Here is a 16058-nt window from a genome sequence, read left to right as displayed (position 1 = left end):
GGCGTCTTACTCTTCGCGCAGAAGCTGTTCCACAGCGTCTACCACGTCCTGAACGGTGCGCACCGCTTTGAAGGTTTCAGGTTTGATTTTTTTGCCTGTTTTCTTCTGCAGGTGAACAATCATGTCGACGGCGTCGATACTGTCCAGCTCAAGGTCTTCGTACAGTCGAGCCTCGGGGGAAATATCTTCCGGGTCGATTTCAAACAGTTTGGTCAGGAGTCCGCAGACTTCCTGGTAAATGGCGTTTTGTTCTGTCATAGCAAATTCGTTCTCAGGCGCGTTGGGCATGGATAAATGATGCCAGCGTGGCGACGGAATAGAAGTGCTGACGCATCTCTTCGCTTTCCGCAGATAGCACAACGCCGTACTGGTTTTTCACGGCCAGCCCCAGTTCCAGCGCGTCGATGGAATCGAGGCCCAGACCATCACCGAACAGCGCGGCGTCGGTGTCGATATCGTCGGCGGTAAGTTCGTCCAGATTCAGCGTAGAGATAATAAGATTTTTAATTTCAAGATAAAGCGCTTGCATCATTAATTCCTGACAAAGATTGAAGACCTGAAGTTAAGCGATGCTGCAGATGCCGGTTCAGCTGGCGTGCTGCCAGGGCCGGTTCTTGTTCTGTCGCATCGTAAAAATCGTGAATATTGACCCGCTCGCGGACGTCGACCGTAAAGAACGGTTTGCGTGGGGGGACGTCGTACCAGCGGCTTTTTTTATCGAGCAGATGTTCGCTGCAGTGGATCACCACGACCCGCAGATCGCTGTTGCAGCGCACGGCGATATTGGCTGCACCGCGTTGCAACGTCATGGCTTCCCCGACGCGCGTGCGCGTACCCTCGGGGAAAATCAGTAAGGTGTCGCCCTGGGCAAGCCGTTGCCGGCTGGCCGCTAAGAGGGTGTCGGCTTCGCTGTTGATCAGATAATCCGCCGCGCGAATCACGCCGCTGACGAAGGGATTGCGCAGCAGGGCGCTTTTTACCAGGCAATCCGTTTCGGGCATGACCGAGGCGAGAATAACGTAGTCGATCAGCGTCGGATGATTGGCGATCACCAGGCAGCCGCGTTCACTGCGTAAAGCGTTGAGATTATCAATACGGTAATCCAGCACACCCGTCAGGCGCATCACATTCATGAAGAAACGAAAGCTGGCGGAAATACTGCGCCGCGCCAGGCGGCGGCGTTTGGCGCGATCGCGTTGAACAATCAGCAGCAGATTGAACCAGACCAGCGACAGCAGCAGCCCGCCCACGCCAAACAGCGCGAAGCAAAATCCGGTCATGACCAGACGCCATATCCGATTAATACTGCTGGCTAAGGCGTTCATGCGCGGGACCACTGCCACAGCAGGCGTTCACCGGACACCACAAACTGCGGCTCGTCGCGCAGATAATGTTGCAGGAACATCAGGCTTTGCGGCAGTGGCGGTTCTTCGCCGTCGCTGCCAGAACGGGTTTCACAACGCAGTGCGTCACCGGCTTCGATAACGACAGCCAGCGCGTATGGCCAGGTCGGCATCTGCGAGGGTAAATGGGGGTGGTAAAACGCCGGGAGAGACCCATCGAAATCGACCAGCAGCACGCGGGAATAGCCTGCCTGAAGCAAACACAGGACTTCGCACAGGCCCTGCTGGAAGGTATCCAGCCCAGCGGAAAGGGACGAGGAGACAATCGGCTGACGCGCGGCGATGGTGAGATTTCCGACCGCTGAATTGTGCACTGACATGGCAAAATCGGTCGGCGAAACCGCCTGATCGGTCGCCAGCGCGTGCAGAATGCGGTAGTTGCGTTCTAATTCACCGTGACGGCTGGTGTAAACCACCGCGTCGATAGCGTGTTTTCGCAGCATGGCCAGGCCGCAGTCGACGGCCAGTTTGCTGCCAGAGTTGAGGCGACGCGCAGTCATCATCGGTAAATCGGTGAGTTTTGCCAGCGGCGCAGTGGGGTCTATCGCGAGCGAATCGCGTGACCACGCCTGCCATTGTTCGGCATCACTGAGACCCGGCGCTCTGGCCTGCCAGTCGATAATGTTAAGTGCAAATTTCATCTACGCGCGTCCGCGATCTATCGTCATCAAATAACGGCGTTAACCGTCAGATATTTCAAAGCGTTTATTGTTCGTTTTTCTGACAAATCAGTAAGGTATGACCCAAACCAAGATTATCCAGTCGTTGCTCTATGTGGAAACCGGCCTGCTCCAGGTAGTGATAAAACTTCTCGACGCTATAAAAGCGGCTGTTGCCATTCGCCATACAGGTGAAATAGAGCGAGGTCGCATTCAGGCTAAATGAAGCGGCTTCGAATTTCTGGGCATCCCAGAACAGTTCCATAATGCACAACCGCGCGCCTGGCTTCATGACCTGAGCGACTTTACTCAGCATCGTGACAATCTGATCGGGAGAGAAACAGTCGAGGAACTGACTCATCCACCACACATCGGCTTCGCCCGGCAGCGCCGCGTTGCTAAGCATATCGACAGCATGGAACTCAATGCGATGAGATAATCCTGCATTTGCGATATTTTCCTGCGCCAACGCTATTTGCTGCGGGAGGTCGAGGAGTGTAACGGCAACATTTTCATCATACCGGCAACAGCGTAAAGCCCATTTACCTGTATTTCCGCCGACATCGTACAATTTTGTCGGCTTGCTTGCGAATATATATGGCAATGCGGCATCAAAAGCGGCGTCAGAATAGTAATGATCAAATGCGAACCAACTCTCTTTCGCCTGTGCGGGTAATTGCGACAATGCCGGATAAATGGTCGGCCATTCGCCAAATACGGATAATCCCGCAGGCTTTTGTTCTTTAAGGGAATCAGAGAGGTGAAATAATCCTTGATAACAAACGTCCTGAGTAAAATCCATATTTACCCGGGTCATGGTGTCATGCAGAAGAAAATGTCCCACTTTCGCGAGGTAGTACACCCCCTCTTTATGGGTAACGATCCGCCCGCTTAATCCCATATCTAACAGAACGCTCACCGCGTATTCATTCAGGGTGCTGTGCTCGACAATTTCATCAAGATCTGCGCCCCGTTTTCCCTGTTTATCCAGCCAGGCTAAAACGCCTGAGTTACGCAGACAAAGCGCCGTTTGAAACAGCATGGGAGCAAAAGCGATACGCTGCGCTTCAGTGATAGCATCCAGAGCGCTGAGGGAGTCCGTTTCGTACATTAATGCGTAACCTTTCACTGGTCAGAAGATTCATTATCGGGCCGAGGGTGGCCCGACTTTAATAAAATTTACTGCGCGGCGATCTGGGCGAGATTCAGCTGAATATCGTGGTCTAAATTGTGAACCCAACGGTTGTAATTCTTATGAATTTTGCCGTTGCTGGCTTTCAGGTTCAGGCTGCTTTCGTAATTAATAGAATAGCTTGTCGCTGTGTACGGGATGCGAACTTCTGCGCTGTGATCGCGTGCCTGCAGGCGGCCTTTGATCACACCAGGGCTGACTTCCGACATAATCCAGTCACGCTGAAGACCGGCTTTCAGAATCGCTGATTTCACCTGTTCTGCAGAATGACCGGCACTGACAGTAGAATGAACCTGATCAACCGGGGCAGTACGCGCACAGCCTGCCAGCGCGCCCATAATGGCAAAAGCCGCACACCATTTTACAATCTTCTTCATCAACAACTCCGTATCAATAATAGTGATTATGTCCGCGATATTCCCGTAATATAATTCTTAAAGCAAATTCAGGCTATTACGATAAATATCATTTTTGCATTATTTATTTTTGACATTGCCAATTTAACTTTAATTAACTCAACAGCAATGTAGACAACATTTCTGTTATCGGCTTGTTCTAAGAAGTTTTTACTTAAAAATAACAACAGCGCCGATTTTATAAAATCGGCACATAGTCTATAGACCTGAGAAATGACGTAAACCTACCCCGGTTGGTAGGTTTACGCTGAAGGGATTATCCAGGAAGTCGGCTTTTTGGTCGCCCTGGTCCAAGAAGAATCGCCAGTTTTCCACCGCCTTTGGTGGTTTCCATCCATATTTTACACACGCTGGTGAGCGGGACTGAAAGCAGCATTCCGACCGGTCCTAGCAGCCATCCCCATATTAATAATGACAAGAAGACGACCAGCGTCGACATTCCCAGACGATGGCCCATCATGCGCGGTTCGACGATATTTCCCAGCACCATATGCACGACCAAAAATAGTGCGCCCACCAGCATACATTCGTAAAAGCCGTTGAACAGGAACGCCTGGATCATCGGTGGTACGGCAGAGAGAACGGCCCCAATATTAGGGACATAGTTCAGCAGAAACGCCAGCACGCCCCACATTAATGCGAATTGAATGCCTAACAGTTCAAGCCCCAGCCAGACAATCGCCCCGGTCCAAAGGCTGAGTAGCGTTTTTAGCGCCAGATAGTGAGAAACCCCCTTCAGCGCGCGGTGCAGACCGGCAATGTGGATCTGCGGATTGTTCAGCGCGAAGCGCAGTTTGTACGGCACGTGGCGCACTTCGAACAGCATGAATACCACCGTCATCACCAGCAATAAAATACTGGCCATCGCGCCGGAAAGCCCGGTCATCAAAGTGGTGGCGAAGGTCATCACCTTTTCGGAATCCATGCGCTGTAGCATTCGCTCCGGAGAGATATGCAGATTGAGGAACGGCAGCATATGCTGGAGCTCGACAATTTTACGCGTCAGCTCTTTGTTGTACTTCGGCAGCATGGTCGAGAATTCACTCAGTGAAGCGGCCAGCACGCCGAAAAGCGCGGTCAGTACGATCAGCATCACGAAAACGACGATGGTGATGGCCACCGGACGGCTCACGCCGCGGCGGATAAACCAAGTCACCAGCGGGTTGAGAACAATGGCAAAAAACACCGCCAGCAGAAGCTGAACGATAATATCTGCCGCAGCATGAATGCCGGCGAGGATTACGACCAGGCAGGCGAGTTTTAATAAAATATGCAGGCCCGTCTTATCGGGCTGGAGGGTCGTCATGCTGATTCCTTTTGTTGTATTCCCGTTAAGTGTAGTGCCTGGGGACCGCTTCGTTTGACGCCGTTAATCTGAAAGTCGCTGCTGCTTTTCGTGGCATGACGTGGTAATAGTGAAACACTGTTGCAAAAAACCAGGTAAATCTTCATGCCCGTACCCGCCGCCGAACCGGCGCTGAGCGGATTGCGCCTCAATCTGCGTATTGTTTCTGTCGTCATGTTTAACTTCGCCAGCTATCTCACCATTGGTCTGCCGCTGGCGGTTCTGCCGGGCTACGTCCATGACGTGATGGGGTTTAGCGCCTTTTGGGCGGGGCTGGTGATTAGCCTGCAATATTTCGCTACGTTGATGAGTCGCCCGCAGTCGGGGCGCTATGCGGATCTGTTTGGGCCCAAAAGCATTGTCGTGGTGGGATTATGCGGCTGTTTCCTGAGCGGTCTCAGCTATTTTCTGGCAGCGACCACCAGCGGCTGGCCGCTGTTGAGCCTGGCATTGCTGTGCCTTGGGCGCGTGATTCTGGGTATCGGGCAAAGCCTCGCCGGAACCGGCTCGACGCTATGGGGCGTGGGCGTGGTCGGAAATGCACATATTGGGCGCGTGATTTCGTGGAACGGGATTGTCACCTACGGCGCGATGGCGCTCGGTGCGCCGCTGGGCGTAGTGTGTTACGCGTGGGGCGGTCTGCAAGGTCTGGCGATAACCATTATGGTAGTGGCGCTGATGGCGATTTTACTCGCGTTGCCGCGACCGAAGGTCAAAGCCAGCAAAGGCAAGCCGCTGCCGTTTCGCGCGGTACTGGGGCGCGTCTGGCCCTACGGCATGGCGCTGGCGCTGGCGTCCGCTGGTTTTGGCGTAATCGCCACCTTTATCACCCTGTTTTATGACGCTAAAGGCTGGGACGGCGCGGCGTTCGCTTTGACGCTGTTTAGCTGTGCGTTCGTGGGCGCGCGCCTGCTGTTTCCGAACGGCATCAACCGCCTCGGCGGGTTGAACGTGGCGATGATTTGCTTTGGTGTGGAGATTGTCGGCCTGCTGTTGACCGGAATCGCCAGCGAGCCGTGGGTGGCGAAAATCGGCGTATTCCTCGCGGGCGCAGGCTTCTCGTTGGTCTTCCCGGCGCTGGGCGTGGTGGCGGTGAAAGCGGTGCCGCAGCAGAATCAAGGCTCGGCGCTGGCGACGTATACGGTGTTTATGGATATGTCACTGGGGATTACCGGGCCGCTGGCCGGGCTGCTGATGGCGTATGCAGGCGTGCCGGTGATTTATCTGGCGGCGGCGGGGCTGGTGTCGGTGGCATTGTTGCTCACCTGGCGCTTAAAAAAACGGCCCCCGGCGCAAGCGACGGAGGCCGTTGAATCGTGATGATAATTACTGAATCACGATGGTATTGATAATGTTTTCCGCTGCGGTCTGCGCTTTCTGCTGATCGTCCGCTGGCAGGGTAATTTGCAGGGTCAGCAGTTTGCCGTCGACTTTACCAAGCACCACGGAGGAGTAGGCGGTCTGGCCTTTGGCAGAGATAATGCTGTCCAGCTGTTGCAGGGTGTGGCCTTTCAGTTCGATGGACTTGTTGGTCACTACCTGCAGCTGCGGATCGCGGCTACGCTGTTGATCTTCCAGGCGCTTAGTCAGCACCGCCAGATCTTCGTTAGCGTCGTCACCGACAATCACGATCACTGCTTTCTGCCCGGTGGCATCGGAATAGACGTGCATGTTGTTCGCCTGGGTGCCCAGCTTGCCGCTCTGGTCGGTCATATCCGCCGGCAGAGAGAAACTGAGTTTGCCATCCATCAGACTCACCGGCTGACCGGTAGCATTGCTTTCAGCGGAAGCGCCCTGAGCAGGGGTTTTCGTATCGCTGTTATCACAGGCTGCAAGACCCACGACCAGCAGGCCAATCCCGACATATTTAACCAGATTGCGCATTAACATCTTCCTTTCGATAAACGGCCATAACGGCTCATTCATCCATCTTATCACAACTGATAAAGCGAACCTTTAACCGGCCTGCAATGCCGAGATTTCAGATTTATCCGCCAGCCTTTTCATCAGCATATTCAGCAGCACGCCGTACATCGGCAGGAAGAACACAATGCTAATCAACACCTTGAAGCAGTAATCCACCAGCGCGATTTCCATCCAGTGGGCGGCCATAAAGGCATCCGGACTGCGCCAGAAAGCGATGAAGAAGAAGGCCAGCGTGTCGCTGACGTTACCGAACAGCGTGGACGCCGTCGGTGCCATCCACCAGCGGTGATTCTGTCTAAGGCGGTTAAATACGTGAACGTCGAGGATCTGTCCCAGCGCGTACGCCATAAAGCTGGCGGCAGCGATTCGAGCGACAAACAGATTGAAGTGCGTCAGCGCCTCAAAGCCCTGCCAGCTTCCCATGTAGAACAGGGAAGAGATGACGTACGAGATGAACAGCGCAGGCAGCATCACCGCAAAGATAATGCGTCGGGCCAGCGGCGCGCCAAAGATACGAACGGTCAAATCGGTCGCGAGGAAGATAAACGGGAAGCTGAATGCGCCCCAGGTGGTGTGGAAACCAAAAATAGAGATCGGCAGCTGCACCAGATAGTTACTGGAAGTGATCACCAGCAGATGGAATAGCGATAGCCAGAACAACGCTTTTACGCGCTGCGATTGAGAGAACTGCGTCATATTGTGACCTTTTTGATGGATATTTGGGGTGAGGGAACCCAATAAAAACGGTCGCATCATACTGCGTTCAACGTTCTTTGCAATGGCTAATTTTCGCGCAATCGTTAACCTGGTTTGCTTTGGGCAAAACGCGGCGTAAACTACAGCCGTTTTTTGATGTGAATGAGACGATGATGACCGACCTGTTTGCCAGCCCAGACCATACCCTTGATGCGCAGGGCCTCCGCTGCCCGGAGCCGGTGATGATGGTGCGCAAAACCGTGCGCACGATGCAAAGTGGTGAGACGCTGCTGATCATTGCTGACGATCCTGCCACCACCCGCGATATCCCGGGTTTTTGTACCTTTATGGAACATGAGCTGGTGGCGCAAGCCACGGAATCCCTTCCGTATCGGTATCTGGTGCGCAAAGGGTAGTTGCTTTTCGCCGGGTAGACCCGGCTTACAACATCATCGCTTTTTGCCCGGCGGCGCTTCGCTTGCACGGGCCTACGAAACATCGCTTCGTTATTTGCACAAATTCGTAGGCCGGGTAAGGCGAAGCCGCCACCCGGCGTTTATGACCTCCGACGCAACAACCGCAGCGCGTTCGCCGTCACCAGCACCGTCGCACCCGTATCCGCCAGCACCGCCAACCACAGGCCCGTTATGCCTAATAGCGTGGTGACCAGGAAAATCCCCTTCAGCCCCAGCGCAATCGTGATGTTCTGACGAATATTGGCCCGCGTCGCACGTGCCAGCGAAATCATCTGCGCCAGACCAGTCAGGCGGTTATGCGTCAGCGCCGCATCGGCGGTTTCGAGCGCCACGTCGGTGCCGCTACCCATCGCAATCCCAATCGTGGCGGCTTTCATCGCCGGGGCGTCGTTAATCCCGTCGCCGACCATCGCCAGCGGCGTCTGAGCATTGAGCGCAGTGACTGCCTGCACTTTGTCCGCCGGTAATAATCCCGCTCTGAATTCCAGATCTAACTCTTTGGCAATGGCCGCTGCCGCGCGTGGGTTATCTCCGGTCAGAATCACACCCTGAATACCCAACCGATGCAGCGCCGCAACCGCCTCTTTGGCGTCGTCGCGCAAAGTATCGCGCAGAGCCAATACGCCTTTTGCCACACCGTTGATGACGATGATGACCACCGTTTGCCCGGCCTGTTCCCGCTCGCGGATTTGCGGGCTGAACTCGTCAGCCGGGAATTTATCAGCGGCGCAAATCAGCACCTTGCTGCCCTCAACGATGGCTTCGATACCCGATCCCATCAGCGCCCGCTGCGCGCTGGCGGCGGGAATGGTCAGCCCACGCGACTGCGCTTCACGCACAATTGCCTGCGCCAACGGGTGAGTGGAACCCTGCTCGACGGCGGCGGCCAGCGCCAGCAATGCGTCATCGGCGGGATACATTCCCGTCACCTGCGGTTTGCCGACCGTCAGCGTGCCGGTCTTATCGAACGCAATCTGCTGAATCTGGCTTAATTGCTCCAGCGCCGCACCGCCTTTAATCAACGCCCCCTGTCGTGCGGCTGCCGCAAGGCCAGACGTAATGGCCGCAGGCGTAGAAATCACCAGTGCGCATGGACAACCGATTAACAGCAGCGTCAGCCCCTTGTAGATCCACGCCTCCCACGGCGCGCTGAACAACAGCGGCGGAACAATGGCCACCAGCAGGGCAATCAGCATAATGACCGGCGTGTAGATGCGGCTGAAGCGGTCGATAAAACGCTCGACGGGCGCGCGGCGCTCTTCGGCTTCTTCAATCAGCTTCAGGATGCGGTCGATGGCGCTGTCGCCGGGTTCAGAAAGCACCGTGAGCTGCACCAGACGATCTACGCTGGTTGCGCCTGCCGGGACTTTCTCGCCGGTTTCGCGCTCAACGGGGATCGACTCACCGGTGAGGGCGCTTTCATCGAAGCTGGCCATCGCGGTGAGAAGCGTCCCGTCTGCAGGCAAACGCCCGCCGGCGGCCACTTCCATCACATCGCCCGGACGCAGCGCCGTGATAGCGACTGTCTGGCGCTCGCCATTCACCACCACCGTCGCCGTCTCCGGTTTCAGCGCCATCAACGCGCTAACGCCTTTACGTGCACGACTTGCCGCCCAACCTTCAAGCCGTTCACCGATGAGGAAAAGCAGCAGAACCATCGCTGCTTCTGCCGTCGCGCCAATAAACAGCGCGCCGATAGCCGCGACGCTCATGAGGGTTTCAATCGCGAACCAGCTGCCGCTTTTCATCAGGCGCAGCGACTGACGCGCAATCGGGAACAGGCCAACCAGGGTGGTGGCGATGAACGCCAGATTACCGAACGGATGGTTAAACTGCTCCAGCATCCAACTGAGCGCCATCATGATAATCAGGGTGATGAGCGGCAGGTTTTCCCGCAGGGGAGAGGTTTTTTCGGCAGGTTGTTGCTCGTTGCGCAGGGAGTAACCGGCTTTGGTGACCGCCGCCTCAACCTGTTTGCTGACATCCGTATCGGCGCTGACCAGCAGCTTTTCGGTGGCGAACAGGACCTGAACGTGGCTGACGCCCGGCACCTGTTTTACCGCATTCTCGACTTTGCGGGCGCAGGCGGCGCAGTCCATCCCGTTGACTACCCAGGTGTAGCGCTCGCCGGTTTCAGGCAGCGCAGATGCCGTTTGGGTTTCACATCCGCTGTCGCAGCAGCAGTCGTCTTTAGCGGGAACAGGGCTGAGTTTCAGTGCCGAGAATTGCGGCACTTTTTTCGGTGTTTCTGGAGTCGACATGGCACTCTCCGGTAATGATAATTTTCTCATTAACCGCAGCATACACTCTGGAGTCGACTCCAGAGTCAAGCACTATTAAATATACAGCGAACGCACAATCAGGAAATGCCCGGCGAAGTAGCAGGCGGCGGCAATCGCATTATCCGCACGGAAGCGACGGCGGTAGTGACTCCCGAGCCAGACGATGTTGCCAATTAACAACAGCGCAGCACCGAAGAACGCCGACATGGCAGGTGATGTTGGGCGGAAGAACCACAGTTCACCCGCCAGCCAGACCATCACCAGCGTCATGGCGATAAAGGTACAGACCGGCCAGCGCATCTCTTCCAGGCGTGTCCAGATGACGGCCACCAACAGCGCTCCAATGACCAGCAGCACCAGCGGCAGCGGCCAGAACAGGGAGAGTGTCATCTGACTGGCGAAGTAAATGGTATAGAGCAGATGCGAGAGGAAAAATGCCCCAATGGCGTAGAGCAGACGCTGGCGCGGCAGCAGCGTGAGCGCATCACCAATCAACGAGGCGCAAAGGCCCGCGAGCACCAGATAGCTGACGGCGTTAAACATCGGTGCCTGCCAGGCGAGCAACAGCAGGAGCAGCAGTGTGACCGGTTTAAACAACCAGCGCTGCCACGTAGGCCCGCGATACGACGCATCGACATAAAGCCATGCGGAAAAACAGACAGCGATAAATGACCAAAGCATATTAACTCCCTGTATCTGTTATTTTTGAAGAAAGATTCTCTGATTCAGTGTAGTGACGCGGGCAGGCGTTTGGCAATGCCGGATCGGACGCGGTATCCTGATTTCCGCATAATCTGATGGGATTCAACAATGAGCAAAATGCCGCTTTTCTTCGTGGTTGTCGTGGCGATTATCGTCATCGCCGCCTCATTTCGTCTTGTGCAGCAGCGTCGTGAAAAGGCTGATAATGACGCCGCGCCGATGCTGCAAAAGCAGGTGGTGGTGAGCAATAAGCGCGAAAAACCCCTCAACGAGCGCCGTTCACGCCAGCAGCAGGTGACGCCCGCGGGCGCGTTGATGCGCTATGAAGCGAGCTTTAAGCCACAAAGCGGCGGGCTGGAGATGACGTTTCGCCTCGATGAGAAGCAGTATCATCAGTTGACGGTGGGGGAACGCGGGACGTTAAGTTACAAGGGATCGCGGTTTGAGGGGTTTGTTGCGGAGCCGTGATTTGCCGGGCGGCGCTTCGCTTGCACCGGCCTACAGGTCTCGTAGGCCCGGTAAGCGCAGCGCCACCGGGCAAAAAAACGCACCTTATTTCTTTGCCTGCGCCTTAAACTTGTTCATCCACACCAGCAGCTCAAACACGCCAAAAATAAACACCCGCAGCTGCTGCCAGCCGGTCATCGGCGGCCCGTTTTTCGGCATACCGTTTTTCAGCATCACCATCTGCAACGCGTGCATAAAGGCGGTGAAAATCAGCGCCACGTTGACGAAAATGTTCATCGGACGCGGGAACGGGTGGACCAGGTTCAGGATCAGAAATGCCCAGACGCCCAGCATCAGTAAACGGCCAAAATTAATCAGTACTGGCATCAGGCTCTCCTTGTACTTCACGGTGATACAAACGGTAAGCGACCTGGCCTGCGACCTGTTCGCGGTGCAGATCCCAGTGAACGGGAACCGGCGGTAAGCCATTTTCCACTTCACTCTCGACATAAATAAGCGCGTCATCCGCCAGCCAGCCGTTGTTCTCCAGCAGCGTGAGCGTCTCTTCCAGCAGCCCTTTACGGAACGGTGGGTCGATAAACACCACGTCGTGCGGTGTGCCTTGTTGCGCGAGAAACGCCAGCGCGTTGGTGTTCACCACTTTGGCGTTGGTCGCTTTCAGTGTGGCCAGATTTTGCTGTAACTGCTGGGAAACGCTGCGATCCATCTCCAGCAACGTGGCGCTGGCGGCGTAACGTGACAGGGCTTCCAGGCCCAGTGCGCCGCTGCCAGCGAAGCAATCCAGACAGCGAGCGTCAACCATCGACGGTGCCAGCCAGTTAAACAGTGTCTCTCGGACGCGATCGGTGGTCGGGCGCAGGCCAGGGCTGTCGGGGACGGGCAGTTTGCGGCCTCGCCACTGGCCGCCGATAATACGAATTTGTCCGGCCGGGCGGTTCGTTTTCTTCATTTCAGGAAAGCTCTGCTAACAATTGGCCTGCGATTCCAGGCGGTGATGTTAATTAGGTAAAGTGTTAGACTATTTCATCATTTTTATAGCTTCCATGTATATAGCACCGCGAGGAGTGTCGTCGCAGATGGCAAAACAAAAAAAACGTGGCTTCTTTTCCTGGCTGGGCTTCGGCGAAAAAGAGCAAGACACAGAACAAAAAATCGAAGAGCAGCAGGCAGTTGAAGAACAGTCGCAGCCTGAAACCCCTGTCGAAACCGCCGCGGTAATCGAAGCGGAAGAGCACGCGCACAGCAAAGAAGAGACCGAAGCCTTTGCTGAAGAAGTGGTCGACGTCACCGAACAGATTCAGGAAAGCGAAAAACCAGAGCCGGTTGTGGTTCATCAGGCGGTCGAAGAGATTGTTGAGCCTGTGGTCGAAGAAGCGCCGCAGGCGGTGATTGAGCACGAAGAACTTCCGCTGCCGGAAGAGGTAAAAGCGGAAGAGATCGCGCCAGAAGAGTGGCAGGCGGAAGCGGAAACCGTCGAAATCGTGGAAGCCGTTGAAGAAGAAGCGCAAAACGAGCCAGAAATCACTGACGAAGAACTTGAAGCCCAGGCGCTGGCTGCCGTTGCCGCAGAAGAAGCGATGATTGTCGTTCCAGTCGAAGAGCTGGAAGAAGAAGCACCGGCAGAAGAGATCGTTCAGGAGCAGGAAAAACCGACCAAAGAAGGTTTCTTCGCGCGTCTGAAACGCAGCCTGGTCAGAACCAAAGAAAACCTCGGTTCCGGATTTATCAGTCTGTTCCGCGGCAAAAAAATCGACGATGATCTGTTTGAAGAGCTGGAAGAACAGCTTCTGATTGCGGACGTTGGCGTGGAAACCACGCGTAAAATCATCGCTAAACTGACCGAAACCGCCAGCCGTAAACAGCTGCGCGATGCCGAGGCGTTGTACGGTCTGCTGAAAGATGAGATGGGCGAAATTCTCGCAAAAGTTGATGAACCGCTTAATATTGAAGGCAAAACGCCCTTTGTTATTCTGATGGTCGGCGTCAACGGCGTAGGTAAAACCACTACCATCGGCAAGCTGGCGCGTCAGTTCGAGCAGCAGGGCAAAACCGTGATGCTGGCGGCGGGCGATACCTTCCGTGCCGCAGCCGTTGAGCAGCTGCAGGTCTGGGGTCAGCGCAACAATATTCCGGTGATTGCGCAGCACACCGGCGCGGATTCCGCGTCTGTGATCTTCGATGCCATTCAGGCGGCGAAGGCGCGAAATGTCGATGTGCTGATTGCTGATACCGCAGGGCGTCTGCAGAATAAATCGCACCTGATGGAAGAGCTGAAGAAAATCGTTCGCGTCATGAAGAAGCTGGACGAAGACGCGCCGCATGAGATCATGCTGACCATTGATGCCAGCACCGGACAGAACGCCATCAGCCAGGCGAAGCTGTTTGATGAGGCGGTCGGGCTGACCGGGATTACGCTGACCAAACTGGACGGCACCGCCAAGGGTGGGGTGATCTTCTCCGTGGCGGATCAGTTCGGCATCCCAATCCGCTATATCGGTGTCGGCGAACGTATCGAGGATTTGCGTCCGTTTAAATCGGACGACTTTATTGAGGCACTATTTGCCCGAGAGGACTAACAATGATTCGCTTTGAACACGTCAGCAAGGCCTATCTCGGTGGGAGACAAGCGCTGCAGGGAGTCACATTCCACCTGCAGCCGGGCGAGATGGCATTTCTGACCGGCCACTCCGGCGCGGGGAAAAGTACCCTGCTCAAGCTTATCTGTGGGATCGAGCGGCCAAGCGCCGGGAACATCTTTTTTGGCGGCCACGATATCAGCCGTCTGAAAAACCGTGAGGTGCCGTTTCTGCGTCGCCAGATCGGTATGATTTTCCAGGATCACCACCTGCTGATGGATCGCACCGTCTTTGATAACGTAGCAATCCCGCTGATCATTGCAGGTGCCAGCTATGATGATATCCGCCGTCGCGTGTCGGCGGCGCTCGACAAAGTCGGCCTGCTGGACAAAGCGAAGAACTTCCCGATTCAGCTTTCTGGCGGTGAACAGCAGCGCGTGGGCATCGCTCGCGCGGTGGTGAATAAACCCGCCGTTCTGCTGGCGGATGAACCGACCGGTAACCTGGACGATGCGCTGTCTGAAGGCATTCTGCGTCTGTTTGAGGAATTTAACCGCGTGGGAGTCACAGTCCTGATGGCGACGCACGATATCGGGCTGATTTCCCGTCGTTCGTACCGCATGCTGACCCTGAGCGACGGTCATTTGCACGGAGGCCACGTTGAATAAGCGCGACGCAATTAACCAGATTCGGCAGTTCGGCAATCGATTCGACCGTTTCCGCAAGCCTCAGGGCGGCGGAGACGGCAACCGTAACGCGCCAAAACGCGCCAAAGCGGCACCGAAACCGAACTCCCGTAAGACCAATGTCTTTAACGAACAGGTGCGCTACGCCTTCCACGGCGCGGTGCAGGATCTGAAAAGCAAACCACTGGCGACGTTCCTGACGGTGATGGTGATCGCCATCTCCCTGACGCTGCCAAGTGTCTGCTATATGGTCTACAAAAACGTCAACCAGGCGGCTTCGCAATACTATCCGTCACCGCAGATTACGGTGTATCTGGATAAAGCGCTGGACGATAACGCCGCCGCGCAGGTGGTGGGACAGCTTCAGTCGGAGCAGGGTGTCGAGAAGGTGAACTACCTGTCGCGCGACGAAGCGCTGGGCGAGTTCCGCAACTGGTCAGGTTTCGGTGGCGCGCTGGATATGCTCGAAGAGAACCCGCTGCCCGCCGTGGCGGTGGTGATCCCGAAGCTGGATTTCCAGGGGACTGATTCACTCAACACCCTGCGCGATCGCATCACCCGCATCAATGGGATTGATGAAGTGCGGATGGACGACAGCTGGTTTGCGCGTCTGTCTTCCCTGACCGGGCTGGTGGGGCGCGTGGCGGCGATGATCGGCGTGCTGATGGTGGCGGCGGTGTTCCTCGTCATCGGTAACAGCGTGCGTCTGAGTATCTTCTCCCGTCGCGATAGCATTAACGTGCAGAAATTGATTGGTGCGACGGATGGATTCATCCTGCGCCCGTTCCTGTACGGCGGTGCACTGCTCGGTTTTTCCGGCGCATTTCTTTCACTGATTTTGTCAGAAATTTTGGTGATGCGGCTCTCGTCTGCCGTCACTGAAGTGGCGCAGGTTTTCGGAACCAAGTTTGATATCAGTGGGTTAGGATTCGATGAGTGCCTGCTGCTACTGCTGGTGTGTTCGATGATCGGGTGGGTAGCCGCCTGGCTGGCGACCGTACAACATTTACGTCACTTTACCCCGCAATAAAAAATCTCTGGTATAATCTTTCCCTGCACTGAGTACTTCACTCTGCAGGGAAAGAGTCCCTGTTGACTCTCCCCCGCAATCGCTTATCGATGTCACAATTTGTGCGTAATTTATTCACAGCGTTACATGGAACTTGTGGATAAAATCACGGTCTGATAAAAATGTGAATGTTAGTCTCACTGCTCAAATGCTTTGGCATGC

At 55.4% G+C, this 16058-nt stretch carries 18 protein-coding genes and 1 pseudogene; 6 read left to right on the top strand and 13 right to left on the bottom strand.

From position 1 onward, the window contains the following. Positions 1–6: 6 nt before the first annotated feature. The 7 genes from C3708_RS11865 to C3708_RS11835 all read right to left on the bottom strand — a co-directional run bounded on the left by C3708_RS11865 (position 7) and on the right by C3708_RS11835 (position 4976). Complete coding sequence (locus tag C3708_RS11865) at positions 7–258, bottom strand: acyl carrier protein (protein WP_095284416.1); 252 nt, start codon at positions 256–258, stop codon at positions 7–9. A gap of 13 nt (positions 259–271) precedes the next feature. After that, complete coding sequence (locus tag C3708_RS11860; protein WP_095283784.1) at positions 272–529, bottom strand: phosphopantetheine-binding protein; 258 nt, start codon at positions 527–529, stop codon at positions 272–274. Further along, a complete protein-coding gene (locus C3708_RS11855) occupies positions 510–1325 on the bottom strand; it encodes a 1-acyl-sn-glycerol-3-phosphate acyltransferase (RefSeq protein WP_103949413.1) in 816 nt (271 codons plus the stop codon). Before C3708_RS11855 ends, C3708_RS11860 begins: the two co-directional genes overlap by 20 nt. Next, positions 1322–2044: a beta-ketoacyl synthase chain length factor gene (locus C3708_RS11850; protein ID WP_103949412.1), complete on the bottom strand. Its 723-nt coding sequence runs from the start codon at positions 2042–2044 to the stop codon at positions 1322–1324. Before C3708_RS11850 ends, C3708_RS11855 begins: the two co-directional genes overlap by 4 nt. Positions 2045–2108: 64 nt before the next feature. Continuing rightward, positions 2109–3173 carry a class I SAM-dependent methyltransferase gene (locus C3708_RS11845; protein ID WP_103949411.1) on the bottom strand — a complete coding sequence of 355 codons (1065 nt, stop codon included), beginning with the start codon at positions 3171–3173 and terminating at the stop codon, positions 2109–2111. A 68-nt stretch (positions 3174–3241) separates the two neighbouring features. Next, positions 3242–3631, bottom strand: a complete 390-nt coding sequence (locus C3708_RS11840; RefSeq protein ID WP_103949410.1) for a hypothetical protein — start codon at positions 3629–3631, stop codon at positions 3242–3244. A gap of 295 nt (positions 3632–3926) precedes the next feature. After that, positions 3927–4976 carry an AI-2E family transporter gene (locus C3708_RS11835; protein ID WP_095283779.1) on the bottom strand — a complete coding sequence of 350 codons (1050 nt, stop codon included), beginning with the start codon at positions 4974–4976 and terminating at the stop codon, positions 3927–3929. A 109-nt stretch (positions 4977–5085) separates the two neighbouring features. Between C3708_RS11835 and C3708_RS11830 the strand changes: the two are divergent. After that, positions 5086–6335: pseudogene (locus tag C3708_RS11830) on the top strand (MFS transporter). Between the two features lie 6 nt (positions 6336–6341). On the opposite strand, the gene C3708_RS11825 reads toward C3708_RS11830, so the two are convergent. Together C3708_RS11825 and C3708_RS11820 are read right to left on the bottom strand one after the other, a co-directional pair. After that, complete coding sequence (locus tag C3708_RS11825; protein ID WP_095283777.1) at positions 6342–6899, bottom strand: DcrB family lipoprotein; 558 nt, start codon at positions 6897–6899, stop codon at positions 6342–6344. A gap of 72 nt (positions 6900–6971) precedes the next feature. Beyond that, entirely contained in the window at positions 6972–7637 is a 666-nt protein-coding gene (locus C3708_RS11820) for a 7-cyano-7-deazaguanine/7-aminomethyl-7-deazaguanine transporter (RefSeq protein ID WP_095283776.1), read from the bottom strand. Between the two features lie 173 nt (positions 7638–7810). Here C3708_RS11820 and tusA point away from each other — a divergent pair, with 173 nt between their 5' ends. Then, entirely contained in the window at positions 7811–8053 is a 243-nt protein-coding gene (tusA, locus tag C3708_RS11815) for a sulfurtransferase TusA (RefSeq protein ID WP_095284415.1), read from the top strand. Positions 8054–8193: 140 nt separating this feature from the next. Here tusA and zntA read toward each other — a convergent pair whose 3' ends face one another. Then, positions 8194–10374, bottom strand: a complete 2181-nt coding sequence (gene zntA / locus C3708_RS11810; protein WP_103949409.1) for a Zn(II)/Cd(II)/Pb(II) translocating P-type ATPase ZntA — start codon at positions 10372–10374, stop codon at positions 8194–8196. A gap of 75 nt (positions 10375–10449) precedes the next feature. Further along, positions 10450–11076, bottom strand: coding sequence for a lysoplasmalogenase (locus C3708_RS11805; protein ID WP_095283774.1), 627 nt, complete (start codon positions 11074–11076; stop codon positions 10450–10452). Positions 11077–11205: 129 nt separating this feature from the next. Between C3708_RS11805 and C3708_RS11800 the strand changes: the two genes are divergently transcribed. After that, positions 11206–11565, top strand: coding sequence for a DUF2500 domain-containing protein (locus C3708_RS11800; protein ID WP_103947390.1), 360 nt, complete (start codon positions 11206–11208; stop codon positions 11563–11565). Positions 11566–11649: 84 nt separating this feature from the next. On the opposite strand, the gene C3708_RS11795 is transcribed toward C3708_RS11800, so the two are convergent. Both C3708_RS11795 and rsmD read right to left on the bottom strand, forming a co-directional pair. Beyond that, positions 11650–11931, bottom strand: coding sequence for a DUF1145 family protein (locus tag C3708_RS11795; RefSeq protein WP_095283772.1), 282 nt, complete (start codon positions 11929–11931; stop codon positions 11650–11652). Continuing rightward, positions 11915–12514 carry a 16S rRNA (guanine(966)-N(2))-methyltransferase gene (gene rsmD / locus C3708_RS11790; protein WP_095283771.1) on the bottom strand — a complete coding sequence of 200 codons (600 nt, stop codon included), beginning with the start codon at positions 12512–12514 and terminating at the stop codon, positions 11915–11917. The genes C3708_RS11795 and rsmD overlap by 17 nt, the downstream gene beginning before the upstream one ends. 127 nt (positions 12515–12641) lie before the next feature. Here rsmD and ftsY point away from each other — a divergent pair, with 127 nt between their 5' ends. The 3 genes from ftsY to ftsX are packed head-to-tail and all read left to right on the top strand — an operon-like array spanning position 12642 to position 15857. After that, a complete protein-coding gene (ftsY, locus tag C3708_RS11785; RefSeq protein WP_095283770.1) occupies positions 12642–14141 on the top strand; it encodes a signal recognition particle-docking protein FtsY in 1500 nt (499 codons plus the stop codon). Positions 14142–14143: 2 nt separating this feature from the next. Beyond that, positions 14144–14809 (top strand): cell division ATP-binding protein FtsE, encoded by a 666-nt coding sequence (gene ftsE / locus C3708_RS11780; RefSeq protein ID WP_095283769.1) that lies wholly within the window; start codon positions 14144–14146, stop codon positions 14807–14809. Continuing rightward, a complete protein-coding gene (gene ftsX, locus C3708_RS11775; RefSeq protein ID WP_095283768.1) occupies positions 14802–15857 on the top strand; it encodes a permease-like cell division protein FtsX in 1056 nt (351 codons plus the stop codon). Before ftsE ends, ftsX begins: the two co-directional genes overlap by 8 nt. Positions 15858–16058 lie beyond the last annotated feature (201 nt).

The sequence above is a fragment of the Lelliottia sp. 7254-16 genome, from assembly GCF_002922995.1.
GTDB lineage: Bacteria > Pseudomonadota > Gammaproteobacteria > Enterobacterales > Enterobacteriaceae > Enterobacter > Enterobacter jeotgali.
Note: the sequence above shows the minus strand (reverse complement) of the source record. Positions and strands in the feature narration are given on the sequence as shown.

Excerpts from the sequence above, each read along its gene's own strand:
- C3708_RS11850 (WP_103949412.1), bottom strand. The coding sequence starts at position 2,044 with ATGAAATTTGCACTTAACATTATCGACTGGCAGGCCAGAGCGCCGGGT.
- C3708_RS11845 (WP_103949411.1), bottom strand. The coding sequence starts at position 3,173 with ATGTACGAAACGGACTCCCTCAGCGCTCTGGATGCTATCACTGAAGCG.
- tusA (WP_095284415.1), top strand. The coding sequence starts at position 7,811 with ATGACCGACCTGTTTGCCAGCCCAGACCATACCCTTGATGCGCAGGGC.
- zntA (WP_103949409.1), bottom strand. The coding sequence starts at position 10,374 with ATGTCGACTCCAGAAACACCGAAAAAAGTGCCGCAATTCTCGGCACTG.
- C3708_RS11835 (WP_095283779.1), bottom strand. The coding sequence starts at position 4,976 with ATGACGACCCTCCAGCCCGATAAGACGGGCCTGCATATTTTATTAAAA.
- C3708_RS11860 (WP_095283784.1), bottom strand. The coding sequence starts at position 529 with ATGCAAGCGCTTTATCTTGAAATTAAAAATCTTATTATCTCTACGCTG.
- C3708_RS11795 (WP_095283772.1), bottom strand. The coding sequence starts at position 11,931 with ATGCCAGTACTGATTAATTTTGGCCGTTTACTGATGCTGGGCGTCTGG.
- C3708_RS11800 (WP_103947390.1), top strand. The coding sequence starts at position 11,206 with ATGAGCAAAATGCCGCTTTTCTTCGTGGTTGTCGTGGCGATTATCGTC.
- C3708_RS11865 (WP_095284416.1), bottom strand. The coding sequence starts at position 258 with ATGACAGAACAAAACGCCATTTACCAGGAAGTCTGCGGACTCCTGACC.
- ftsY (WP_095283770.1), top strand. The coding sequence starts at position 12,642 with ATGGCAAAACAAAAAAAACGTGGCTTCTTTTCCTGGCTGGGCTTCGGC.
- C3708_RS11825 (WP_095283777.1), bottom strand. The coding sequence starts at position 6,899 with ATGCGCAATCTGGTTAAATATGTCGGGATTGGCCTGCTGGTCGTGGGT.
- C3708_RS11805 (WP_095283774.1), bottom strand. The coding sequence starts at position 11,076 with ATGCTTTGGTCATTTATCGCTGTCTGTTTTTCCGCATGGCTTTATGTC.
- C3708_RS11840 (WP_103949410.1), bottom strand. The coding sequence starts at position 3,631 with ATGAAGAAGATTGTAAAATGGTGTGCGGCTTTTGCCATTATGGGCGCG.
- rsmD (WP_095283771.1), bottom strand. The coding sequence starts at position 12,514 with ATGAAGAAAACGAACCGCCCGGCCGGACAAATTCGTATTATCGGCGGC.
- C3708_RS11855 (WP_103949413.1), bottom strand. The coding sequence starts at position 1,325 with ATGAACGCCTTAGCCAGCAGTATTAATCGGATATGGCGTCTGGTCATG.
- ftsE (WP_095283769.1), top strand. The coding sequence starts at position 14,144 with ATGATTCGCTTTGAACACGTCAGCAAGGCCTATCTCGGTGGGAGACAA.
- C3708_RS11820 (WP_095283776.1), bottom strand. The coding sequence starts at position 7,637 with ATGACGCAGTTCTCTCAATCGCAGCGCGTAAAAGCGTTGTTCTGGCTA.